Raw genomic sequence first — 23603 nt, 5'->3', positions numbered from 1 at the left:
AAACGCACGTTCATGCCGTGCGTGCCGTCAGCCACCTTGGCAGGGCGGCTGCTTTCCCTGCTTGACACCGGCCTGGGAAGCACGGTGTGAGACGATCTGGTCATGACGTCCCGCATCCCGGCCACCAGGTCCCGGAAGACCCAGGGGCGGCAGCAACCGGGCCGCCTCCGAGGCGTAGACGCTGCCCGCGGCCTCGCCTTGCTCGGCATGATGGCCACCCATCTGCTGCCCACCTTCGAATCCAACGCCAGCCTCACCCCCACGTGGGTGGGCCTGGTTTTTTCGGGCCGGTCAGCTGCCCTGTTCGCCGTGCTTGCCGGCGTGGGACTTGCTCTGTCCACGGGGAAGCACCTGCCCGTGGCGGGCAGGGAACTCTCCGCAGCCCGCCGCGGCGTGGCGCTGCGCGCCCTGGTGATCGCCGCCGTCGGACTCTCCCTGGGGGCGATGGACGTCAACGTGGCCATCATCCTGGTCCACTATGCGATGTTGTTCCTGTGCGTCCTTCCGTTCCTCGGGTTGGGCGCGAAACGCCTGTGCGCCTGGGCGGGGAGCTGGATCCTGGGGTCGCCGGTGCTGGCGTACCTGCTCAGGCCATGGCTCCTGGCTCCCGAACCGCCGCTGAAGTTGGGCCACAACCCTTCGTGGGAGGACCTGGCCGTGCCGTCGCAGCTGATCTCGGACCTGTTCTTCACCGGCTACTACCCGGTGTTCCAGTGGCTGTCGTACCTGCTGGTGGGACTGGCGGTTGGCCGCCTTGCGCTCACCCGGGCGCTGGTCCCGGTCTTCCTGCTTGTGGCCGGGACGGTGGTGGCGGTGGCCGCCAAGGTCCTGGGGGTCACCGCCATGGAGAGCTGGGGCGGCAGGCAGGCCCTGGAGAAGGTCCTCAACTCACCCGGCTACCCGCTGGGCAGCGTGCTGCAGGTCAACCTGACAGGCCTTCCCCAGGAGGGGTCCTGGTGGTGGCTGGCGTCGGCGGCACCCCATTCGGGGACGACGCTTGACCTGCTGCACACCTCGGCCGTGGCAGCCGCCGTCATCGGCGCCTGCCTGCTCCTGGAGCGGCTTGCGGAATGGGTGGACCTGGACCTGCTGCTGCCGCTGAGGGGACCGGGGGCCATGACTTTGACCCTCTACACCGTCCACGTCTGGATCGTGGCGGGCCTCTACCTGAAGCCGCTGCCCGAAGGCTGGACGGAGGACGGCATGTACTTCGTCCAGGCTCTCGCTGCGATCGCTATCGGTGTGGTGTTTGCGAAGCTGTCGTGGCGCGGCCCGCTGGAATGGGTGGGGCACGCGGCGAGCGGGCTGGGACGCGGCGGGCCCAAGGCCATGCACTAGGCCGGGGCGGCGACCGGCCGCGGGGTTCTGCCGCAACCGGCTATTGCGGAGTCACGGTGAAGGAGGTTGCTTCGTCGCCAAAGTCGTCCATCACTACGATCTTGACCGGGCCCTTCCTGACGTCGAACGCGATGATGCCCTGGCGGGCGGCGCCGGCGTTCACCTCTTCGGTGGGCAGGCCACCCATGCCCTCGTCCAGGTAGACGGGTTCGCCCTCGCTGCCCTCCGCGTCATAAACGGCAAAGTTCGACGGCGACGAGAGGCTGGTGCCGGTCAGTGCCTCCCAGGACACCTTGATGGCCAGGAAGCCTCCGTTCTTCGGCTCAAGGTAGGACATGTCCGGGATCTCGGCCATGTAGAGGGAGTCGAGGACCCCCACCTTTACGGTGTTGCCTTCGGAGACCGTGACCGTCAAGGAGTTTGCGCCGGTGGCAGCGCCCGATCCCGGTGACGGGGCGGCGGCTTGCGAGGCTGACGGAACCGGGGGCTGAACGGGGGTATTCCGGCCTTCGAGGGCCTTGGCTGTGATGGTGAGGGCCAGGACAGCGCTCAGGATTCCCACAATGATGCCCAGGAGCCAGAGCACACCGGTGATGATCCAGGCCTTCTTCCTGTTCTCCGGGTAGCCCTCCAGCGGGCGGCCATCCTTGTCCCGGGTGTTTCCGGTCAGGGTCATGATGAGGTCCACGATCGCCCAGATGCCCGCGCCGCCGGCCGTCAGCAGCTTGGCGACGGCCGACCCTGTCTTGCCGAGGTAGAACCGGTCCGCCCCGAACGTGCCCAGCAGGAGGGACAGGATCCAGGTGGTGACGAAGGACTTCCCCGGCCCGGCGGCATGGGGCACGTCCCCGTAGGGGCCGGGCTGGTATCCACCCTGCCGGTCCCCCTGGTACTGCCCGTCGAAACCGGCGGGTGACGGGTAGCCAAGGGGTGCGGGATAGTCCGAAGCTGCGGGATAGCCGGACGGGGCAGGGTAGCCGGAAGGTGCAGGGTAGCCCGAGGGCGCCGGATAGCCGGAAGGGGCAGGCGGGACCGGCGGAGCGGACGGCCCGTCCTGGGACGGGTGGGGGTGGCTGGGGTGGCTCATCGGTCTTCCTTCTATGGACAGGAGGTGGCAGCAGGCAGGCAGGCGCGGCGGACAGCCGTGCGATGCACAGGGGTGCCGGCCCAGGGGGCGCAGGATGCGCCGGATGCGGGCGGATTCAGGCCGCTTCCGCATACGGGGCTCGCAGAATGCGTGGCCCCGCGCGCGGCGCGGAAGTTGGTCCCAAGCTTGCCCCCAAAGCCGGAAAGTGTTTGTCCACCGACCGTACTATCCCGCGCGAAGAAACTGCGATGGGCAGAAATACCCATCGCAGTAGTGGCAACCCGGCCGCCGCGGCGCGGCGGGGAGCGCCTAGGAAGCTGCGGTGAAGAGCCGGACGGCGTCGCGCATGGACGCGCGGGCGCGTTTGCGGTCCCCGGCGGCGTCGTAGGCGCAGCTCAGCCGGAACCAGGACCGCCAGTCATCGGGGGCGGCTTCGGCTTCCACGCGGTACTTTTCGAATTCTGCATCTGCCGCGGCCCGCACGATCCTGCCGCCGGGGGTGCGCGGCAGTTCATCCACCGGCAGGCCGCCTTCGGCCTCGAGGACCTTGGCCATCTGCTCGGTCCGGGCACCGAACAGCAGCTCGCGGATGAGGGCCCAGGCGCCGATGACGGGCAGCACCAGGTAGGCGGCGCCGATGGCTTTGGCCGTCAGGTTGCCGTCGCCCAGGAGCAGGACCGAGCGCTGGAAGGAGACCACCAGGTAGAAGACCAGCAGCAGAGTCACTGCGCCCACCCAGATCTTGGTGCGGTTCCTCCGGAACCCGGAGAGGAACGCGTTCACGGCCTAAAGCCCCAGGTCCAGGTAGCCGTCGAGGCCGACGGTCAGGCCGGGGTGGGCAGCGACGTTGCGCACGCCCAGGAGCACGCCGGGCATGAAGGAGGCGCGGTCAAAGGAATCGTGGCGGAGGGTCAGCTGTTCCCCGGGTCCGCCGAGCAGGACTTCCTGGTGCGCCACGAGCCCGCGGAGCCGCACGCTGTGGACGCGGACGCCGTCCACGTCGCAGCCGCGTGCTCCGGCAAGTTCGCTGGTGGTGGCGTCGGGGCTGGGGGGCACCGCGGCGGCGGCGCGCTCCCCCGCGATCAGCTGGGCGGTGCGCACGGCGGTGCCGGAGGGGGCGTCCACCTTGTCCGGGTGGTGCAGTTCGATGATTTCCACGGACTCGAAGTACTTGGACGCCTTGGCGGCGAAGGCCGAGGCGAGCACCGAGCCGAGGGCGAAGTTGGGGGCGATGAGCACGCCCGTCTGCGGATGTCCGGCCAGCAGGGATTCGAGCGCGGACAGCCGCCCGGCGTCCCACCCGGTGGTTCCCACGACGGCGTGGATGCCGTGTTCGACGGCGAAGCGGACGTTCGCTTCGGTGCTTTCGGGAACCGTCAGGTCCACCAGGTACTGCGCGCCGGCGGCCGTGACCTGGTCCAGCGAGTCACCCCGCCCCAGGGCTGCGACGAGCTTCATGTCGGGTGCGGCGTCGATGGCCTTGACGGCTTCGGCGCCCATGCGTCCGTTGGCGCCCAGGACGGCCACCAGCTTGGGAGCGGAGTGTTGTTCGGTCATGGCGTTAAGCCTACCGGTGGGGCCGGTCCAGGCAGGAACCGGCCGGTGTGCGTTACCTCGCAGACGGCGGCGGCAGTAAACCTTCGGACGTCCGAAGGTTCGGCCACACCCTCAGCTGCCGACGCCGACCCACTCCACGGTCCCGTCGGAGAAGAACTGTTCCTTCCAGATGGGGACCTGCTCCTTGATCCGGTCCACCAGTTCGGAGCAGACCGCGAAGGCCTGGCCGCGGTGGGCAGCGGAAACAGCACATACCAGCGCAGGGTCCCCGATTTCCAGCATCCCGATCCGGTGCGCCGCCCAGATCCGGACGGGCTGCTGCACGGCGTCTCCGCCGTTGCCGCCGGCAGCGTTCTGTTCGGCAACAAGGCGCGCGACGACGTCGGCCATGACCTGGTGTGCCGTGGGGTGCGCACTGTAGCTGAGGCGCTCGACTGCCTTGCCGCCGTCGTGGTTGCGGACCACGCCGCTGAAGCTGACCACCGCCCCGGCGGTGTCGCTTTCCACGGCGGCGATCGCCTGGTCCACGGAGATCGGCTCCGCGCTCAGGACGGCGGATACCACCTCAAATGCTGCGTCAGTGCCCATGTCCGCCTTCCAGCTGGTCGCAGAGGTGCCCGATCACCGGGTCGAGGACGGTCAGTCCGTCCATGACCCCTTTCGGTGAACCGGGCAGATTTACTATAAAGGTTCGTCCGGCAGCACCTGCATAGCCGCGGCTCAGCGCGGCCAGGGGGGTCTTCGCGGCGCCGGCCCGCCGGATGGCTTCCATGATTCCCGGGATTTCCCGCTCGAGGAAGGGCAGGGTGACGTCAGGTGTCCGGTCGTCGGGGCTCAGGCCGGTACCGCCGCTGGTGATGATGACGGCGGGATGCTGGGTCAGCAGCGCCCGGATGGCCCCCGCCACGGGTTCGCCGTCCGGCACCACCATGGCCGGGAACACGTCAAAGCCGTGTTCGGCCAGCCAGTCCGCGATGACCGGGCCGGTCTCGTCGTCGTAAATCCCCGCCGCCGCGCGGGTGGAAGCGATCACGATGCCGGCCTTGCGCCCCTGCACGTCGCCGTGCCGGTGCGGTTCCGGGAGGTTCAGGATTCCGGGGCTGGTCACAGTGTCCAGTCCCCGCTCTTGCCGCCGCTCTTGGCCAGCACCTTGATGTCCGTCAGGACGGCATGCTTGTCCACGGCCTTGATCATGTCGTAGACGCTGAGGGCTGCCACCGACGCGGCCGTGAGGGCTTCCATCTCGACGCCGGTGACGCCGCGCGTCTTGACGCTGGCGGTAATGGCGACGGCGGACGGGCCGAGGTCAAAGTCGACGGTGACTTTGGAGATGGGCAGCGGATGGCAGAGCGGGATCAGCTCCGGAGTCTTTTTGGCGGCCATGATGCCGGCCACGCGGGCAACCGCCAAAGCGTCACCCTTGGGCAGGCCGCCGCTCCCCAGCAGTTCCATCACCTCGGCGGTGGTGTGGACCGTGGCGGTGGCCGTGGCCTCCCGCGTGGTCTCTGCCTTGGCGGAGACGTCCACCATCTGGGCGCTGCCGTCCTGGCGCAGGTGCGTCAAGGCAGCCGGGGTCTGTTCTGAATTCACAGCATCCATACTTCCACCTCATCGCCGGCGGTGAGCTCCGTTACGCCAGCCGGTACATGCACCAGGACGTTGGATCCCGCGAGCGCGTGCATCAGGTGCGAGCTTTCGCCGCCTTCCAGGTGCACGGTGCCGTCCGCGTGCAGGCTGCCGCGCCGGACCTGGTGCTTTTGCGCGGGCGAGCTGAGCTCCCCGCCCAGGCGGGCCCGGACGGGCAGGCGCGGCGCCGGCGCGCCGAGCAGCGCACCCAGGGCGGGGCGCAGGAACATCTCAAAGGACACCAGGCAGCTGACCGGGTTGCCGGGGAACCCCAGGAACGGAACGCCGTCGAACGTTCCTATGCCCTGCGGGCCGCCGGGCTGCATGGCCACGTGCAGGAACTCCACGGGCTGGTCCGCCATCGCCTGCCGCACCACTTCGTAGGCGCCTTTGCTGACCCCGCCCGTGGTGACGATGAAGTCCACCCCGGAGCCTGCTGTCCGCAGCAGGTTGCGCAGTTCGTCCGGGTTGTCGGTGGAGATCCCGGCGCGCCGGACGGCCAGGCCGGCTTGCCGCATGGCTGCTTCCAGCAGGGTGCCGTTGGCATCGTAGATCTTGCCGGGTTCCAGCGGTTGCCCGGGTTCCACCACCTCGTCACCGGTGGCCACCAGCAGCACGGCCGGGGCCGGGTACACCGTGGCCTCTGGGATGCCGAGCGCGGCAAGGAGCCCCAGCTGTGCCGGGCCCAGGAAGGTCCCGGCAGCCAGTGCCCGCTCCCCCGAGCCGATATCGCTGCCCGCTGCGCGCACGTAGGTCCCTGGCGCCGTGGGCGGGAGGGTTACCGTGCGTCCGTCCCCCGGGTCGACAAAATGGTCGGGCTCGGCGCGTTCAATGGGCACGACGGCGTCAGCCCCCGCCGGGATCATCGCACCGGTCATGATGGGAGCCGCCGTCCCGGGTTCCAGGGGCTGCGGACGTGACCCGGCGGGAACCGGCGGCACGATGCGCAGGCCCGTGCCGCCGTCGGGAATATCCGCCGAACGGATGGCATAGCCATCCATCTGGGAATTGGCGAACGGTGGAAGGCTGCCCGGTGCGGTGACATCCTGCGCCAGGCCACGGCCCAGGGCCTGGCTGAGCGGCAGGGTTTCGGTGCGGTCCCCGCTGCGGATGGCCTGGAGGAGTTCCACGACGGCGGCCGCATGGTCGGCGACGGGGCGTGCGTGCCCTGCCGCGTGGTGGGCGTGGCCGTGGCCGTGCTGGAGATGGCTGGTCATGGGTACGCCTTTGGTCGCGGCCTTCAGGATTTCACGTCCACTCTAACCGTGTGGAATCCGGTGGCTCCGTCGGGAGCCGGAGGCCTCGGCGTTTCGTCCTGGGCGTTGCCGCGCAGGTCGGTGGCCCGGACCTGGACCTCGTATTGCCCGGGAGTGAGGTCCGCGGCCAGCTTCCACTGGTACCAGGTGTCGCGCGATATGCCGGGGGCGAGCTCCGCTTCCCGCCACGGCCCCCGGTTGATCCGCAGCTCCACCTTGCCGATGCCCGTGTGCTGCGCCCAGGCGACGCCGGCGAACACAACGGTGCCTGCGCTGACCGGGCGTCCGCTGCGCGGCACGTCGATCCGGGACGAGGTCTTGATGGGGCCGCGCTCGGACCAGCCCCGCGGGGTCCAGTAGCCGGCGTCGTCGGCGAACCTGGTGACCTTCAGCCCGGTGACCCACTTGGTTGCCGACACGTACCCGTACAGGCCCGGCACCACCAGGCGGACCGGGAACCCGTGCTCCAGCGGCAGCGGCTCGCCGTTCATCCCGATGGCGAGAATCGCGTCCCGGCCTTCGTCAGCCAGGACATCCAGTGGCGTGCCGGCGGTCCACCCGTCGGCGCTTCGCGAGAGCACCATGTCCGCACCCGCGTGTGGACGTGCCTGCGCGAGCAGTTCGCGGACCGGCCAGCCCAGCCAGCGGGCGTTCCCGATCAGGTCGCCGCCCACGCCGTTGGAGACGCACGCGATGGTGATGTGGCGCTCCACCAGGGGCTTGGCCAGGAGTTCGGCGAAGGTGAGTGACACTTCCCGCTCCACCATGCCGATCACGGTCAGGGTCCACTGGTCCGGGTTGACCGAGGGCACGGACAAGGCAGTATCGATCCGGTAGAAGTCGGGGTTGGGGGTGATGAGCGGCGTTGCGCCGGCGACGCCGGTTTCCGCCCCGGCGGGGATTGCCGGTGCCGCCGACGCCGCCGACGGCAGGCTGAGGCGGCCCCTGGCTTCGCTGACGGCAATCGCCGCGCTGCGCCAGAATCCTGCGGCTGCCCCTCCCAGGGCGGTCGCTGCCCCCGTGATGGCGAGGGCCTGGAGGAAGCGGCGCCGCGGCCTGCCCCCTGGCGCCGGCTCCGCCTCCCACTCCCGCAGGCGGCGGACCAGGAACCGCAGCAGGAGGGCGGCGATGGCGGCCCCCACGAGCGGGAGCGCAACGGCGGCCGGGGTGGCTTGGGCCCGGGTCAGGACGGCGGCGGCGCCGGCGAGTCCGAACAGGCCTGCCAGCGCGGCCCCGGTGAACTTCCGGCGCTCCTCCACCACCCCGGCCAGCGCGGCGAGCCCGGCAATGACCAGCGCCATGCCGGCCAGCAGCGCGGCTTTGTCCGCCGTGCCGAAGAGGGAAATGGCCCAATCCTTCACACCGGGGGGAACGGCGTCGATGACGGCGCCGCCAACTGCCGTCAGTGGCGACAGGGAGGGGCTGGCGAAACCCGCCAGCAGTTCCCCCGCCACCACGCCGCCGCCGATGGCGGCAACACCCGCGGCCGCCGCGAGGCCTCCGTGCCTGCGGCGCGCTGACTCCTGACCCATGGGACTGTCCGTTCGCTCCCTGAGGCCCGCTCCGCCGTCGTGCATTGCGCTGGCCAGGGACTCCACCTCCAGCATAGTTTTGCGCAGGCGTTCCTGCGCCGGACGGGCCGGATGCGGGCTGCGGGCGGCCCGGAAACGTCACGGATGTGATGCGCGGCTCAACGTGGCGTAGCCTGAATCCATGAGTGTCCAGCTAGGCATGCCAGAGCCACGGCGGGAAGCAGCAGCGGCGCTGCCGGCCGTTCCCCCACAACGGCCTGCTGGCGCGCCGGCCGGCCTGGCGGACCGCTACGGCCGCCGCGCCACGGACATGCGACTTTCCCTGACGGACAAATGCAACCTCCGCTGCACCTACTGCATGCCCGCGGAAGGCCTGGAGTGGCTCGCGAAGCAGGCCATCATGTCCGCCGAAGAGATTGTCCGGATTGTCCGGGTGGGCGTGGAGCAGCTGGGCGTCCGTGAATTGCGGCTGACCGGTGGCGAACCGCTCGTCAGGCACGATCTGGTGGACATCATCGCCGCCCTCCGCCGGAACCACCCGGACCTGCCGATCTCGATGACCACCAACGGAGTGGGCCTGGCGAAGAAAGCGGCGGCGCTCAAGGAGGCCGGCCTCACTCGGATCAACGTGTCCCTGGATTCCCTGCATGAGGAAACGTTCACCAAGCTGACCCGGCGGCCCTTCCTGGACCAGGTGCTGGCCGGCGTGGACGCCGCGTGGGCAGCAGGCCTGGGGCCCGTCAAGCTCAATGCCGTGCTGATGCGCGGCATCAACGATGCCGAGGCGCCGCAACTGCTGGCGTGGGCGCTGGGACGCCGGTACGAGCTGCGGTTCATCGAGCAGATGCCGCTGGACGCCGATCACGGCTGGACCCGACGCAACATGATCATCGCCGCGGAGATCCGCGGGCTGCTGTCCCGGGATTTCGTCCTCAGTCCCGATCCCCGGGCCCGTGACGGCGCCCCGGCCGAGCGTTTTGAAGTACGACGCCGGGCGGCGGGTTCGGCGGACACGGACAGTCCCGTGCTGGGAACCGTGGGAATCATCGCTTCCGTCACCGAGCCGTTCTGCGCGGACTGCCGGCGGACCAGGATCACGGCCGAGGGCAAGATCATGAGCTGCCTTTTCTCCCACGAGGAATTCGACCTGCTGGGCCTGCTGCGCTCCGGTGCTGGCGACGATGAGCTGGCCCGGCGGTGGCAGGATGCCATGTGGGTCAAGCCGAAGGCCCACGGCATGGACCACGTGGGACTTGACGCTCCGGACTTCGTCCAGCCGGACCGCAGCATGAGCGCTATCGGGGGCTGACAGGAAATGCACGTACGTTACTTCGCTGCCGCACGCGTCGCTGCGGGCTTCGAGGAAGAGAAGTTCGATCTGCCCGAAGGGGCCACCGTGGCGGACCTGCTGCAGGCCGTCCTTGCCGTGGAGCGGCCGGAGCCGCCGGCCGGCACCCCTGCGTTGTCGCGGCTCCTTGCCCGCAGCAGCTTGCTCTTGAATGAGGTGGCAGTGCGCGATCAATCGACCGTGCTGGGTGCCGACGACGTGGTGGACGTACTGCCTCCGTTCGCTGGAGGGTAGTATCCTCCTGCCCCGGGCTTTTGCCCCCGGGAGCCGTCCCGCTGTGAATGTCGGACCCCTGCTGGATGATGTTCGTATGGGAATCTGCGGCGGTTCAGTGAGCGGTTCAGGGGCGGCGATGGAGGGTGTTCGTGCCTCTGTTGCTGCCCTTGATGCGCTGTTCCTGGAGGAAGCTGCGCTTGCTTCCGGTGACCCTGCTGGTACGGGCACTGATGGTCACGGCGCCTGGGTCGATGTGTTGCAGCGGCAGTACGAGATCCGGCTGGAGCGGCTGGAACTCGTGTCCCGCCTTGAGGGCCAGCTCGCCGCGGCGAAAGCGCAGGACGCGGCCGACTGCATCCGGATCCAGCAGGCCATGGCCCCGCCGGAGGCGTCCGTGCCGGAACGCACCTACACCGAAATGTCCGCGGTGGAGGAGATCGCCGGGGTCCTGACCATCAGTTCCGCGGCAGCGGGGGCGTTCGTGCACCAGGCGCAGCAGGTCTGCTCGCTGCCGCCGGTCATGGACGCCCTGGCCGGGGGGGCGGTGTCGTGGCAGCACGCGAAAGTCATCGTCGATGAAACCGAAGGCCTCAGCCCTGCCGGGGCGGCGTCCCTGGTGGCGCACTTCTTCGACCCCACCGCCCCGAACCCGGCCCGCGGCGCCGCCCCCGGCGACCTCGTCCCGTCACGGTTCCGGGCCAAGGCCCGTACCTGGCGCGAACGCCACCACCCCGAATCGATCGAGGAACGCCACACCAAAAGCGCCGCGGACCGGCGGATGGAATACCGCCCGGACAAAGACGGCATGGCCTGGATCTCACTCCACCTCCCCGGCGATACCGCCTCCGCGATCTGGAACCGCACCACCGCCATCGCCCGCGGCCTCCAAGGACCCGACGAACCCCGCACCCTCACCCAGCTCCGCCCCGACATCGCCGCCAGCGTGCTCCTCGGCGCCGGAACCACCAGCGCCGGAACCACCAGCTCCGGCGACACCAGCTCCGGAACCATCAGCGCCGGCGGCACCGGCTCCGGGGATGGCAGTTCCCCGCACCCAGGAACCACGGCCCTCGGCCAGGTCCCCGTCCCAAAGGCCGATGTCCTGGTCATGGTTCCGGTGTTCTCCGCCCTCGGCGTCACCGACGAACCCGCCATCCTCGACGGCTACGGACCGATCCCGGCCTCCATGGCCCGCAAACTCCTCGCCGACGGCGCGGACTCGTTCCACCGGGTCCTCGTCGACCCGGCGGACGGGGCGCCCCTGGAGATCGGGCGCAGAAGCTACCGGCTGCCGGCGGCCATCAAACGCTGGATCAGGATGCGGGACCGCAAGTGCACCTTCCCCGGCTGCAGCAACCGCACCGCCGACAACGACACAGACCACCTTCAGGCCTGGCAACACGGCGGCACCACCGGCGTTTCGAACCTGGGACAGCTGTGCCCCAAGCACCACCGCCTCAAGCACAACAGCGGCTGGACCCCCACCCCCGCCACCATCAACAAACCACCCGGCTGGACTTCACCCACCGGCCGCCACTACCCAGCCGAACAACACGACCCCGAACCACCCCACTGGCCGCCCGGTGCACTGCAATCCGGCGCACTGCGCACCGGTTTAGCCGCAGAAGTGCCTTTCTGGTTCGACCCGCCACCCGAAGAGCCGCCCGGAGAGAATCTGCTCGACCCTGATGACCTGTGCGCCGCGGATCCGCTCTGGGATGACTTCTACGCCTTGGCCTTCTGCCTGCCACCAGATCCCTGGAAACACTCGAATCTCTCGCCACTGTGAAGGTGGGCCGCCGCAGCGCCGGGGTACAGGCGCTGCAGCTGCTTCCCGATCCCTGCGCATTCCCCCACGTCCTGGCTACGCACGGAAGCCGGTTCCCAGGGCCATGGCAAGCAGGGCTGCACGGCTGTGGACTCCGCAGACTTGGAAGACCTGCTTGAACTGGTCCTGCACCGTGTACGCCGTCACCTGGCGGGCCTTAGCCATGGCCACCGTATCCGCCCCTGCCGCAGCCAGCCGCAGAAGCTCCCCTTGCCGGGGCGTCAAGCCAAACGCCCGGGCAAACAGGTCGAGCCGGTCAGGAACGGAACAACTTTGGATCGTCACGGCCAGAGGTGGGGTCGAACCAGGCATCCCGGGTGCCATGCGGCTGGCACGCAGGGAAGCCCAGTGGCCCGCCCCGACGTGGACCCGGCATTCCGCCTCGTGGGTGTCGACTCCTGCCTCCCTGGCCATCAGTTGCGCAGCCACATTCAGCACTTCAGCAGGAGTGTGCTGATGCGGAAACGGGCCGGGCTGGAGCAACTGCAGCCATTCGGCCACTGAGGCGGTGCGGCCCACTATCGCCAGTTCTTCGTCCAGGGTCAGGACGGCTGGTTCTGGAAGGTCCGGCCGGACGGCTGCAGGGTCCGACTTTGGGTGGGATGCGGACACGGACACGTTGCCGAACTCACTGGCAGTTGCGCGGCGCAACGCCGGCGTTACTGCCTCGGCGACCCGGCCCAGATAGGCAATCTCGTGGTCGGAAGATGCGCCGTTCATCGGCCCCTGCCCGCCTGTCCGCCACAGATCGAGCCATGCCCAGCAACCGTATTTGTCCGCGAACACAACCGACAGCACGTCGCGTACGCCGTAGTGCTGCAGTAATCCGTTCCAGACCGGGCTGCGTGAAGGGTCTCCGTGCGCCGCCTGCAAAAGGGTGGTTGCCGGCAGCGAAGCATGCATCAGTGTGGTCCACCGGCCTGGTCCGGAGAGGTACTTGAGGCGGATAAGCCGCGGCAGTTCCTGCGGGCAGGGAATCCTGGCGCGCGGCGCCATCCCGACAGCCGTCCGGGGATCGCAGAGGGGCCACACAAAGGCATCGAAAGGCAGTATCCTGCCAAGTTCGGCGAGCACTGCTCCGCGCAGAGCCTTGTGGTCCAGGTCCGAGCCTGCAAGGAGCCGGATCCGCTCCAGGCTCCGATCTTCAGCCCAGCCCTTGGTCATGTCCCCAGTATGCTCCCGCACCCGTTCCGCTACGGCAGGACTATGACCGCGAAAGCAAGAAACCCAGATTTCTGGGATACCGGCAGCCGGCGCAGCCATCTACGGTGGCAGCGTGGGATACAGGCTGGGGAACCCGGGAAGAGGAAGCAAGGAGGAACGGGCATGTACACCCTGCAGATAGAACACGGCATTACGGACTTCGACACCTGGAAGGCGGCCTTCGACCGGGATCCGGTCGGCCGTGCGGCATCCGGAGTACTGGCGCACAGGATAGGCCGTCCGGTGGGCGAGCCGCATTACATTGTCGTGGAGTTGGACTTCGCCCACCTGGCGCAGGCAGAGCAGCTGCTGCTGAACCTTCGGACCCGGGTATGGCGCTCCCCCGCGAATGCTCCGGCCCTTGCGGGTACACCGACCACCCGGATCATTGAAACGCAGTAACGAAACGCAGTAACCCCAAGCGTCAGGCGCGGCGAAAGACTGACCGCATGAACGGCCTGTAAGCCGGGTACTTTCCGTCGGCAGCCGCGTGCGGCTCGTCGCCGTCGTCGGGCTTGCCCACAGAACGCAACTCCGTCACGTGCTGCAGGACGCCGCCCTCAACGCTGATGGTGTGGCGGGTCCAGCCTGCGCCGCCCTGCCGCTCCACCCGGATGGCGCCGTCGTGCCAGGTGCAGCGCGCGGCGGCAGCGGGTGCCGCGCCTGTGCTGTCGATGTAGTACCACAGCACGTCCTTGCGGACAGGATCGATGCTGAAGATGCCGTGGCCCTCGAAATGCCTGCCGTCGGCCTCAACATGCCGGTAGCTTTGCACCACTCCGAAACCACCGGCCAGCGGACTGTAGGAGACCTCAGCGTCGACGCTGCGCTCCGGCCCCCATGGGCCGGCCGCCAGCTGGGTGCTTCCCCGCCAACGGCCGATCAGGCCGTTAAAGGCGGGGTGGCCAGCGGGAGGCGCGCCGCCGTCGTCGCGAACCCCGAAGCCACCCTCGCGTGCGGATCCCTGCACGGCATTCCCCTCACCCCGGCACGCGGAAACGGCACCGGATGGGGTTATCTTAAGCCCCATGGGTGCCCCGTGTCCGGGGAAGCGGAGGTGTGCAGCTAGACGGGTACGCGGGCAGCGAATCCGAAGGTTTCCGACTCCTCGAACGGGCCCACGACCGTGACGGTGCGGGGGGCGGCAGCCAGTTCGGCGGCGAGCTCCTGCACCTGCTCCGCGGTGACAGCCTTGATGAGCCGCAGGGTCTCATCGATGTCCTGGTACTCGCCCGAGACGAGCTCGGCGCGGCCCAGCCGGGACATCCGGGACCCCGTGTCCTCCAGTGCCAGGACGATCCCGCCCCCGAGCTGGCCCACGGCCTTGCGAAGTTCGTCGTCGGAAATGCCATGCTCGGCCAGCTTGTCCAGCTCCACAGCCAGCAGGTCCAGAACCTGCCGCACTTTGGAGGGCGTGCAGCCGGCGTACATTCCGAAGTAGCCGGCATCGGCGTAGGAGGACGCAAAGGAATAGGTTGAGTACACGAGCCCACGCTTTTCGCGGATCTCCTGGAACAGGCGGGAGGACATCCCGCCGCCCAGGACAGCGTTCAGGACACTCATCACGTAGCGCCGTTCGTCGGTGGCCACGATCGTGGGGCAGCCCATGATGATGTTCGCCTGTTCCACCGCACGCTTGACCACGTGCAGCCCCGACGTCCCCGTAATCAGGGCACGTTCGGTGGAGCGGCGCTTGACCGGTGCTGCGTCGTTCTCCAGTGACCAGCCGGCCGACTCAAGGGCTTCCATCACAAGGCCGCAGACGACGTCGTGGTCCAGGCCGCCCGCCGCGGTGATCACCAGTTCGTCGGGCCGGTAGTAGCGGCGGTAATGCTCCCACACGGAGTCGCGGGCCACAGCCTTGATGGCGTCCGGGGTGCCGCCGATGGGACGGCCCAGGGGGTGGCTGCCGAGAACAGCGGAGACAAAGTGTTCGTGGGCGACGTCCGTGGGGTCATCGCTGTCCATCGCGATTTCCTCGAGGATGACGTCGCGTTCCTGCTCCATCTCGTCCGGATCCAGCACGGCCCCGGTGATCATGTCGGCGATAACGTCGATGGCCATCGGCAGGTCAGTGTCCAGGACGCGGGCGAAGTAGCAGGTGCTTTCCTTGGCCGTGGCGGCGTTGGACTCTCCCCCGACTTCGTCAAACGCCGAGGCGATCTCCAGGGCGGTGCGCCGCTTGGTCCCCTTGAACAGGAGGTGCTCCAGGAAGTGGGTGGAACCGTGCTGGCCGGGAGCCTCGTCACGGGACCCCACGCCCACCCAGAACCCGATGGTGGCCGACCGCTGGCCCGGCATCGCCTCGGTCAGAACCCGCACTCCCCCGGGCAGCACGGAACGGCGCACCTCGGACCCTCCGTCGGAGCCGTGGACCAGGGTGTCGCCGGCGTGGTTCTGCTCAAGCGGCAGGGGTACAACAGTCATAAAGGCCTTTCAAAGGGGGCAGCCGGATCTGGCTGCCATCGTAACAGCGGCGGGGCCGGTGGATCATCCACCGGCCCCGCCGATTCATTGCTATGCCGGAAGTCCGGAAGTGCTTAGGCCTCAGAACCTTCTGCAGGCTCCGCAGCCGGGGCACCCTCGGTGCCGGCCGCTTCGTCTTCGGCCACCACCGGGGCGAGGGAGAGCTTGCCGCGGTCGTCGATCTTGGTGATTTCCACCTGGATCTTCTGGCCCACGGACACAACGTCGTCGACGTTGTCCACGCGCTTGCCGTTGGCCAGCTTGCGCAGCTCGGAGATGTGCAGGAGGCCGTCCTTGCCCGGGGTCAGCGATACGAAGGCACCGAAGGTGGTGGTCTTGACGACCGTACCCAGGTAACGCTCGCCGATTTCCGGGACCTGCGGGTTCGCGATGGCGTTGATGGCGGAGCGTGCTGCCTCGGCAGACGGGCCGTCGGTGGCGCCAATGTAGACGGTGCCGTCGTCCTCGATGGAGATGTCGGCGCCGGTGTCTTCCTGGATCTGGTTGATCATCTTGCCCTTGGGGCCGATGACCTCGCCGATCTTGTCCACGGGGATCTTCACGGCGATGACGCGCGGGGCGAACTCGGAGAGCTCGTCCGGGGTGTCAATGGCCGAGTTGATGACGTCCAGGATGTGCAGGCGGGCTTCGCGGGCCTGCTTCAGGGCTGCCGCCAGGACCGAGGCGGGGATGCCGTCGAGCTTGGTGTCCAGCTGGATGGCGGTGACGAACTCGGAGGTACCGGCAACCTTGAAGTCCATGTCGCCGAAAGCATCTTCGGCGCCGAGGATGTCGGTCAGCGCCGCGTAGCGGGTCTGGCCGTCAACCTGGTCGGAAACCAGGCCCATGGCGATACCGGCGACGGCGGCCTTCAGCGGCACACCGGCGTTCAGCATGGACAGGGTGGACGCGCAGACGGACCCCATCGAGGTCGAACCGTTGGAACCGAGGGCCTCGGACACCTGGCGGATGGCGTAGGGGAATTCCTCGCGGGACGGCAGCACCGGAACGAGCGCGCGCTCTGCCAGGGCACCGTGGCCGATTTCGCGGCGCTTCGGGGAACCGACGCGGCCGGTTTCACCGGTGGAGTACGGCGGGAAGTTGTAGTTGTGCATGTAGCGCTTGGTCTTCACCGGCGACAGCGAGTCGATCTGCTGCTCCATCTTCAGCATGTTCAGCGTGGTGACACCCATGATCTGGGTTTCGCCGCGCTCGAAGATGGCGGAGCCGTGGACGCGGGGCAGGACCTCGACCTCGGCGGTGAGCTGGCGGATGTCCGTCAGGCCACGGCCGTCGATGCGGACCTGGTCCTTGAGGATGCGCTGGCGCACCACGTGCTTGGTGACCGAGCGGAACGCTGCGGACAGTTCCTTCTCGCGGCCTTCGAACTGGTCGGCGAGGCCGGCGAGGACTTCGTCCTTGAGGGCGTCGGAAGCGTTGTCGCGCTCCTGCTTGTCGGCGATCTGGAAGACAGCGGCCAACTTGTCGGCAGCGGCGGCCTCGACGGCGGCGTAAGCGTCGTCTTCGTAGTCCAGGAAGACGGGGAATTCGACGGTGGGCTTGGCGGCGCGGGCGGCCAGGTCAGCCTGGGCGTCGCACAGGGCCTTGATGAACGGCTTGGCAGCCTCGAGGCCTTCGGCAACAACTTCCTCGGTGGGGGCGGTGGCGCCCTGTTCCTTGATGAGGTTCCAGGAGTTGTCCGTGGCTTCGGCTTCGACCATCATGATGGCGACGTCGTCACCGGCAACGCGGCCGGCCACCACCATGTTGAACACGGAGTTTTCCAGCTGCGAGTGCTTCGGGAAGGCAACCCACTGGGAGCCGTTTTCGTCGGCGACCAGGGCAACGCGGACGCCACCGATGGGGCCGGAGAACGGCAGGCCCGAGAGCTGGGTGGACATCGAGGAAGCGTTGATGGCTACGACGTCGTAGAGCTCGTCCGGGTTGATGGCCAGCACGGTGACGACGATCTGGACTTCGTTGCGGAGGCCCTTGATGAAGGCGGGGCGCAGCGGGCGGTCCATCAGGCGGCAGGCGAGGATGGCTTCGGTGGACGGACGGCCTTCGCGGCGGAAGAACGAGCCCGGGATGCGGCCGGCGGCGTACATGCGCTCTTCGACGTCGACGGTCAGCGGGAAGAAGTCGAAGCCTTCGCGCGGGTGCTTGCCGGCGGTGGTGGCGGACAGCAGCGCGGTGTCATCGTCGATGTACACCATGGCGGCGCCGGCTGCCTGCTTGGCAAGGCGGCCGGTTTCGAAGCGGATGACCCGCTTGCCGAAACGGCCATTGTCAATGACTGCCTCTGAGAACTGGATTTCGGGACCCTCCAAGAGAGTCACCTCCGTTTCTGTTTCACGGAAGTCCAGCCGCATCAACCCAGCCCAGCATCTGTCTACTGGCCCTGCACCCGGTCATCGATCGAGACCCACGGGCCGCCGGCTTCACCAAAGAAGCCGTTCCCGGGGATCACTACCGAGGACCGCGAATGCGTGATGCGGTTGATCCTCCTGTTTAGTTTTTCTTTTGAAGAAGGCGGCCCGTTCCATGGTGGAAGGGGCCGCCCCAAAGCCAGACTAGCGGCGCAGGCCGAGGCGCTCGATGAGCGAACGGTAGCGGGCGATGTCAGTCTTCTTGAGGTAGCTCAGCATACGCTTGCGACGACCAACCATGGCCAGCAGACCGCGCTGGGTGTGGAAGTCGTGCTTGTGCTCCTTCATGTGCTCAGTCAGATCCTTGATCCGCTGGGTCAGGACGGCAACCTGGACCTCGGGTGAACCGGTGTCGCCTTCGGCGGTTGCGTATTCCTTGATGATGGACTGCTTTACAGCGGCGTCAAGTGCCACAATTACTCCTTGGGAATGTGCCGTGAGGGCCCGGTCAGAAACTCACTGCCGGGTCTGCCGCCTGCGTCCCGGACCGGCGAACCGGATCTGGCCTCAAGGCAACAGGAGCCAGCCGCCACGGACTGCAGCCGGATCCATCGTCAAGTTTACCGGGCAGCGCGTAACCTGTCGAAACAGGCGCCGCTGAGACCCCGCCGGGATCAGCCCTGCAGCCGGCCGCGGATGGCGGCCATCCCCTGCAGGACTTCCCCGAAGCTGGTGCTCAGCGGCGACAGGCCCACCCGGATGCCGCGCGGTGACCGGAAATCGGGGATCACGTCCTGGTCCCACAGCGCCTCCACGGTGGCTTTGGTGAAGTCCGGGTGGTCCACGGTGATGTGGCTTCCGCGCAGGGCGGGATCGCGCGGCGAGGCCAGGTCTGCGCCCAGGGGTGCCAGCCAGGCGTCGAATACCTCCACGGCGAATGCGGTCAGCTTCTCCGATTTGGCCCGGATGGCTGCCATCGATGCTTCCTCGATGAGGTCCAGGGTGCCCTGCATCGCCAGCATCCCGAAGATGGCGGGGGTGCCGCTGAGGAACCCGCGGATGCCCTCGGCCGGCTGGTACCCCGGGCCCATGTCGAAGGCATCCTTGCGGCCCATCCATCCCCAGATGGGCTGGTTGAGCGACGGCAGGTGCCGGCGGTTGACGTAGGCGAAGGCCGGCGAGCCGGGTCCGCCGTTGAGGTACTTGTAGGTGCAGCCCGCGGCGAAGTCCACGCCCGCGCCGTCCAGGTCGATCTCCACCGACCCCGCGGAATGGCACAGGTCCCACACCACCAGGGCGCCGGCGTCGTGCACGGCGGCGGTGATGCGCGGCAGGTCGGCGAGGTGCCCTGAGCGGTAGGCGATCTGGCTGAGGAGGACGACGGCGGTGCGCGGCCCGGCAGCTTCGCGCACCTGGTCAGCAGTCACCCCGGCGGCGGGATCCGGCGTGATCCAGCGCAGCGTCAGGCCTTCCTCGAGGGCGATGCCCTCCACGAGGTAGCGGTCCGTGGGGAAGTTCTCCGTGTCCAGGACGAGTTCGTTGCGGTCCGGGTCTTCCACGGCCGCCAGGGCCGCCCGGATCAGCTTGTACAACACCACGGTCGTGGAATCGGCGATGATGGTCTGGCCCGGGGCAGCGCCGAGGACAGCACGTCCCAGCTGGTCACCGATGGCGTGGGGCAGGTTGAGCCAGCGTTCGTCCCAGCCGCGGATGAGGCGGCCGCCCCATTCGTCCGCGATGAAGGCGGCGATGTCCCCGGCGGTGCGCTTCAGCGGGCGGCCCAGGGAATTGCCGTCAAGGTAGGCCAGGTCCGTGTTGGTTCCGATGAAGTGGCTGCGGTAATGCGCCAGCGGATCCTGGCTGTCAAGCTCCGCGGCGCGTTGCCGCAACGCCTCGCCGGTGGCTGCACGGTCTTCCAGGTGTTGGCTCATTGTCCGATCTCCGTCCTGACTGCGAATAGTTCCGGGAAGAACGTCAGCTCCAGTGCTTTCTGGAGGAAGGTCACGCCGCTGGAGCCGCCGGTGCCGGTCTTCATGCCGATGGTCCGCTGGACGGTGCGCAGGTGCCGGAACCGCCAGAGCTGGAAGTTGTCCTCAAGGTCCACGAGTTCCTCGCACGCCTCGTACGCGGCCCAGTTATCCGCGGCGTGCTCGTAGATGTGCTTGAACAGCGGGACCAGTTCCGGGGCGAACTCGTGCGCCCGCGTGACGTCGCGCTCCAGGACGGACGCGGGGACGTCGAAGCCCTGCCGGGCGAGGTAGGCGAGGAACTCGTCGTAGATGCTCGGCGCGGCCAGCAGTTCCGCCAGCATGGCGTGCGCCTGCGGGTCCGATTCGAAGACCGGCAGCATCTTCCGGTTCTTGTTGCCGAGCACGAACTCCACGGCCCGGTACTGGGCGGACTGGAAGCCCGAGGAATTGCCCAGGAAGCCGCGGAACTGGGAATACTCGGTGGGCGTCAGGGTGGCCAGCACGGACCACTGCTCCGTAAGGGTCTTCTGGATGTGCTTGACCCGGGCGATGCCCTTCAACGCCGAGCCCAGGTCGTCGGCCCGCAGCCAGGCCGCGGCGCTCCGCAGCTCGTGCAGGACCAGCTTGAGCCACAGCTCCGTGGTCTGGTGCTGGATGATGAACAGCAGTTCGTCGTGGTGCTCGGGCTGGCTGACGGGCTGCTGGGCGCTCAGCAGCGTGGGCAGCTGCAGGTAGGAGGCGTAGCTCATCCGGGAACTGAAGTCGCGGACGATCCCCTTGTCCAGCTTGCGGGTGTTCTTTTCGACGGACACGTGCTGCCTTTCGTTATGGTCCACCCGGCGGACGCGTCAGTGGCCACCCAGGAGCTGGTGCGCCTGGACGACGTCCAGCCGCATCTGTTCCACCAGGGCCTCAGGCCCACGGTAGGCCACCATGCCGCGGAGCCGCTCGACGAATTCCACGATCACTGTCTGGCCGTACAGATCGAAGTCCTCCACGGCTTCCTTGGGCCGGTCGATCACGTGCGCCTCCACCTGGCGACTGACGCCGTCGAACGTGGGATTGGAGCCCACGGAAATGGCGGCCGGCCAGCGTTTCCCGGCCTCGTCCACCAGCCAGCCGGCGTAGATGCCGTCGGCGGGGATCAGCCCGGTGGCGTTGGATGAAAGGTTGGCGGTGGGGAACCCGAGCGCCCTGCCCCGGGCCGCACCGTGGACAACCTCGCCGCGCATCCGGTGCGGACGGCCCAGTACGGCGGCGGCGGTGACGACGTCGCCTTCCTGCAGGGCCTCGCGCACCCAGGTGGACGAACAGCGGCGGTCCTTGCCGTCGTCCTCATGCAGCGGGTAGCCCTCGGAGCCAAACTCGCTGATCACCTGCACGTCGAAACCGAACTTGTCGCCCAGCGCCTTCATGGTGTCCAGGTCGCCGGAATTGCCCCGGCCGAAGCGGGCGTCATGGCCGATCACCACCTGGCTGGCGTGCAGGCAGTCCACCAGGTACTGCTCCACGAATTCCTCGGCCGTCAGGCTTGCCAGGTCCAGCGAGTACTTGACCACCAGGATGGCATCGAGGCCGAGTTCTCCCAGTGCTTCCAGCTTGTCGTCCAGGCCCATGATGAGTTCGGGCGCAACCTCGGGCCGGTGGACCTGGGCGGGGTGGGGGTCGAAGGTCACTGCCACGGCTTTGGCCTGGGTGCGGCGGGCCGAACGGATCAGCTGGGACAGCACCTGCTGGTGGCCGCGGTGGACGCCGTCGAAGTTGCCGAAGGTGACGACGGATGGGCCGAAGTCCGCCGGGACCTCGGACGGATCGTTCCAGATGTAGACCATCACCCTCGCCTTAGCTGCCTGCATGAATCGATGTTCCGGCGCCATGCCGGCCGCGGAACTCTTCAAGGGTACCCGGATTCACTGCGGTGCCTTGGCCTGCGCCGCCGCGGCCCGGGACGGGCGGCGCCGGTACAGCCACACCAGGCCGAGCACCGGGAGCAGCAGGGGGATGAAGCCGTAGCCGCGGCCAAAAAGCGACCAGACGGTCTCATGCGGGAACTGCACGGAATCGAAGACGCTCAGGGCCCCCACCACCAGGACGCCCACCAGTTCAACAAGCACCGCGGCGACGGACACCTTGAACCAGGTGGTGCCCGACTTGGCCAGGGAGACCGTGGCGACGACGTACACCAGGGCGGCGAAGGCGGAGAGCAGGTACGCTACCGGGGCTTCGGAGAATTTGGTGAGGATCTGGTAGCCGGCACGGGCCGTGGCGGAGAGGGCGAACACACCGTACACCGCGATCAGGAGCCGGCCGGGGCCGGTGTTGCGGGTGTTCCGGGTTCTTTCCGTGGGGGTGCCGGCGGCGGTCCGCGGCTGCTGGTCTTTCATGCTGCGTGCTTCCTCCACTTCAGTACCAGATCTGGTTCATTCGGGCGGCCATCACCAGGGCGGTGACGCCGACGGCGGCCAGGACAAAGTTGCTCCACCGCGTCCGCTCCAGGATGGACCAGTAGACGGCGGCCGGCGGCAGGAGCATGGCGGTGGCCATGTAGCCCCAGAACTCCCAGGCCTCGCCCGCGATCGGTTCGCCGGCGATCACCCGCACGATGGAGCCGATGAGGTACACCACCAGGGCGGCTTCCACTGCCACGACGGAGAGGATGGTGACGTCGTTGGGCGCCTTGCGCAGGACACCGGCGCCCAGGCACAGCAGCGTGGACACCAGGCCGACGACGAGGATGATGTAAAAGTATGCGTCCACGCCTACGCCTCCGCGGGGGCGCTGGCGGGCGAGCCGCTGCCGGGGGCGAACACCAGCACCGGTTTGGCGTAGTTCCCGGCGTCCGCCAGCAGTGCCACCAGGCTGCCGTCCGGGGCGAAGGCCGCGGCGGGGTGCTCGGGGGTGGCTGCGGCCGGGCTGCCGGGTGCGGCGCCGGCGGCGATGCGGCGTCCGAAGGAGATCTCGGTGGTTTCCTCCGCGCTCAGCTGCCGGTTGGGCATGAGCGCGCGGGCGGCGTCGGACATGTCCAGCACGTTGAGCTCTTCGGCGAGTTGCTCAAGCGTGCGCGCCTGTTCAAGGGAGTACGGGCCCACGTGGGTGCGCCGCAGGGCGGTGAGGTGTCCCCCGACGCCCAGCGCGTTGCCGAGGTCGCGGGCCAGGGCCCGGATGTAGGTTCCCGAGGAGCATTCCACCGTGACATCCAGGTCGATCACGTCCGCCTCCGGGTCGCGGCGGATGCCGTGGACCTCGAACCGGTGGATGGTGACCGGGCGCGCGGCGAGCTTGACGTCTTCGCCGGAACGGACGCGCGCATAGGCGCGTTCGCCGTTAACCTTGATCGCGCTGACGCTGCTGGGCACCTGCTGGATCTCACCCGTCAGGGCGGCGACGCCGTCGTGGATTGCCTGCTCGCCGACCGCGGCGGTGCCTGTTGTGGCGACCACCTCACCCTCGGCGTCGTCCGTCACGGTGGACTGCCCCAGGCGGATGGTGGCGGTGTAGGTCTTGGCGGTGCCCACGATGTAGGTGAGCAGCCGGGTGGCCTTGTTGATGCCCACCACCAGCACGCCCGTTGCCATCGGATCAAGGGTGCCTGCATGGCCCACTTTCCGGGTACCTGCCAGGCGCCGCATCCGGCCAACCACATCATGGCTGGTCCATCCCTGCGGCTTGTCCACTATCACCAGTCCAGAAAGCACGCCTCCCAGTATATCGGCGCTGGTTGAGGCGCCGGTGACACGGGACTCCGGCCCTGCCCGGCTAGCGGTTCAGGGTCGCTGTCGCGCCGTGGTGGGAGAAAGTTGTTCCGGG

At 68.3% G+C, this 23603-nt stretch carries 24 protein-coding genes; 5 read left to right on the top strand and 19 right to left on the bottom strand.

Annotation, left to right across the window (positions count from 1 at the left end):
- The first annotated feature begins 102 nt into the window (after positions 1 to 102).
- Entirely contained in the window at positions 103 to 1338 is a 1236-nt protein-coding gene (locus ACYSM9_RS12995; protein WP_461857382.1) for a heparan-alpha-glucosaminide N-acetyltransferase domain-containing protein, read from the top strand.
- A 40-nt stretch (positions 1339 to 1378) separates the two neighbouring features.
- Here the strand turns inward: ACYSM9_RS12995 and ACYSM9_RS12990 are convergent, their stop codons facing one another.
- The 8 genes from ACYSM9_RS12990 to ACYSM9_RS12955 form a co-directional block, all read right to left on the bottom strand.
- Positions 1379 to 2425: an NINE protein gene (locus tag ACYSM9_RS12990; protein ID WP_461857381.1), complete on the bottom strand. Its 1047-nt coding sequence runs from the start codon at positions 2423 to 2425 to the stop codon at positions 1379 to 1381.
- Positions 2426 to 2734: 309 nt separating this feature from the next.
- A complete protein-coding gene (locus ACYSM9_RS12985) occupies positions 2735 to 3208 on the bottom strand; it encodes a hypothetical protein (RefSeq protein ID WP_461857380.1) in 474 nt (157 codons plus the stop codon).
- Between the two features lie 3 nt (positions 3209 to 3211).
- On the bottom strand, positions 3212 to 3982 hold the full coding sequence (dapB, locus tag ACYSM9_RS12980; protein WP_461857379.1) for a 4-hydroxy-tetrahydrodipicolinate reductase: 771 nt from the start codon (positions 3980 to 3982) through the stop codon (positions 3212 to 3214).
- A gap of 111 nt (positions 3983 to 4093) precedes the next feature.
- A complete protein-coding gene (locus tag ACYSM9_RS12975; protein WP_461857378.1) occupies positions 4094 to 4570 on the bottom strand; it encodes a molybdenum cofactor biosynthesis protein MoaE in 477 nt (158 codons plus the stop codon).
- Positions 4560 to 5090, bottom strand: coding sequence for a MogA/MoaB family molybdenum cofactor biosynthesis protein (locus ACYSM9_RS12970; RefSeq protein WP_461857377.1), 531 nt, complete (start codon positions 5088 to 5090; stop codon positions 4560 to 4562). The genes ACYSM9_RS12975 and ACYSM9_RS12970 overlap by 11 nt, the downstream gene beginning before the upstream one ends.
- Positions 5087 to 5581 carry a cyclic pyranopterin monophosphate synthase MoaC gene (gene moaC, locus ACYSM9_RS12965; RefSeq protein ID WP_461857376.1) on the bottom strand — a complete coding sequence of 165 codons (495 nt, stop codon included), beginning with the start codon at positions 5579 to 5581 and terminating at the stop codon, positions 5087 to 5089. The genes ACYSM9_RS12970 and moaC overlap by 4 nt, the downstream gene beginning before the upstream one ends.
- Positions 5569 to 6825, bottom strand: coding sequence for a molybdopterin molybdotransferase MoeA (locus ACYSM9_RS12960; protein ID WP_461857375.1), 1257 nt, complete (start codon positions 6823 to 6825; stop codon positions 5569 to 5571). Before ACYSM9_RS12960 ends, moaC begins: the two co-directional genes overlap by 13 nt.
- Before the next feature lie 23 nt (positions 6826 to 6848).
- Positions 6849 to 8396 (bottom strand): molybdopterin-dependent oxidoreductase, encoded by a 1548-nt coding sequence (locus ACYSM9_RS12955; protein ID WP_461857374.1) that lies wholly within the window; start codon positions 8394 to 8396, stop codon positions 6849 to 6851.
- 199 nt (positions 8397 to 8595) lie between these two features.
- Here ACYSM9_RS12955 and moaA point away from each other — a divergent pair, with 199 nt between their 5' ends.
- From moaA to ACYSM9_RS12940, 3 genes are all read left to right on the top strand, one after another.
- Positions 8596 to 9705, top strand: a complete 1110-nt coding sequence (gene moaA, locus ACYSM9_RS12950) for a GTP 3',8-cyclase MoaA (protein WP_461857373.1) — start codon at positions 8596 to 8598, stop codon at positions 9703 to 9705.
- Between the two features lie 6 nt (positions 9706 to 9711).
- Positions 9712 to 9978, top strand: coding sequence for a MoaD/ThiS family protein (locus ACYSM9_RS12945; RefSeq protein ID WP_461857372.1), 267 nt, complete (start codon positions 9712 to 9714; stop codon positions 9976 to 9978).
- Between the two features lie 76 nt (positions 9979 to 10054).
- A complete protein-coding gene (locus ACYSM9_RS12940) occupies positions 10055 to 11749 on the top strand; it encodes an HNH endonuclease signature motif containing protein (protein ID WP_461857371.1) in 1695 nt (564 codons plus the stop codon).
- 75 nt (positions 11750 to 11824) lie between these two features.
- Here ACYSM9_RS12940 and ACYSM9_RS12935 read toward each other — a convergent pair whose 3' ends face one another.
- A complete protein-coding gene (locus ACYSM9_RS12935; protein ID WP_461857370.1) occupies positions 11825 to 12862 on the bottom strand; it encodes a helix-turn-helix transcriptional regulator in 1038 nt (345 codons plus the stop codon).
- A gap of 252 nt (positions 12863 to 13114) precedes the next feature.
- On the opposite strand from ACYSM9_RS12935, the gene ACYSM9_RS12930 reads away from it, so the two are divergent.
- Positions 13115 to 13393, top strand: a complete 279-nt coding sequence (locus ACYSM9_RS12930) for a hypothetical protein (protein ID WP_461857369.1) — start codon at positions 13115 to 13117, stop codon at positions 13391 to 13393.
- Between the two features lie 22 nt (positions 13394 to 13415).
- Here ACYSM9_RS12930 and ACYSM9_RS12925 read toward each other — a convergent pair whose 3' ends face one another.
- The 10 genes from ACYSM9_RS12925 to truB all read right to left on the bottom strand — a co-directional run bounded on the left by ACYSM9_RS12925 (position 13416) and on the right by truB (position 23491).
- On the bottom strand, positions 13416 to 13961 hold the full coding sequence (locus ACYSM9_RS12925) for a DUF1579 family protein (RefSeq protein WP_461857368.1): 546 nt from the start codon (positions 13959 to 13961) through the stop codon (positions 13416 to 13418).
- 95 nt (positions 13962 to 14056) lie between these two features.
- On the bottom strand, positions 14057 to 15418 hold the full coding sequence (locus ACYSM9_RS12920) for a M16 family metallopeptidase (protein WP_461857367.1): 1362 nt from the start codon (positions 15416 to 15418) through the stop codon (positions 14057 to 14059).
- Positions 15419 to 15531: 113 nt separating this feature from the next.
- A complete protein-coding gene (locus ACYSM9_RS12915) occupies positions 15532 to 17787 on the bottom strand; it encodes a polyribonucleotide nucleotidyltransferase (RefSeq protein WP_461857432.1) in 2256 nt (751 codons plus the stop codon).
- 243 nt (positions 17788 to 18030) lie between these two features.
- A complete protein-coding gene (gene rpsO / locus ACYSM9_RS12910) occupies positions 18031 to 18300 on the bottom strand; it encodes a 30S ribosomal protein S15 (protein ID WP_009372966.1) in 270 nt (89 codons plus the stop codon).
- 200 nt (positions 18301 to 18500) lie between these two features.
- The gene (locus ACYSM9_RS12905) at positions 18501 to 19757 is read right to left on the bottom strand and encodes a kynureninase (protein WP_461857366.1); all 1257 of its coding nucleotides are present in this window, start codon (positions 19755 to 19757) and stop codon (positions 18501 to 18503) included.
- Complete coding sequence (gene kynA / locus ACYSM9_RS12900) at positions 19754 to 20608, bottom strand: tryptophan 2,3-dioxygenase (RefSeq protein ID WP_461857365.1); 855 nt, start codon at positions 20606 to 20608, stop codon at positions 19754 to 19756. The genes ACYSM9_RS12905 and kynA overlap by 4 nt, the downstream gene beginning before the upstream one ends.
- A 36-nt stretch (positions 20609 to 20644) precedes the next feature.
- A complete protein-coding gene (locus ACYSM9_RS12895; RefSeq protein ID WP_461857431.1) occupies positions 20645 to 21628 on the bottom strand; it encodes a bifunctional riboflavin kinase/FAD synthetase in 984 nt (327 codons plus the stop codon).
- 78 nt (positions 21629 to 21706) lie between these two features.
- Entirely contained in the window at positions 21707 to 22180 is a 474-nt protein-coding gene (locus ACYSM9_RS12890) for a hypothetical protein (protein ID WP_461857364.1), read from the bottom strand.
- 19 nt (positions 22181 to 22199) lie between these two features.
- Entirely contained in the window at positions 22200 to 22553 is a 354-nt protein-coding gene (locus tag ACYSM9_RS12885) for a hypothetical protein (protein ID WP_461857363.1), read from the bottom strand.
- A 2-nt stretch (positions 22554 to 22555) separates the two neighbouring features.
- Positions 22556 to 23491, bottom strand: coding sequence for a tRNA pseudouridine(55) synthase TruB (gene truB / locus ACYSM9_RS12880; RefSeq protein ID WP_461857362.1), 936 nt, complete (start codon positions 23489 to 23491; stop codon positions 22556 to 22558).
- Positions 23492 to 23603: the final 112 nt, after the last annotated feature.

The sequence above is a fragment of the Arthrobacter sp. C152 genome (genome assembly GCF_054890965.1).
The sequence above is the reverse complement of the archived record's forward strand: the minus strand, read 5'-3'. Positions and strand labels throughout refer to the sequence as shown.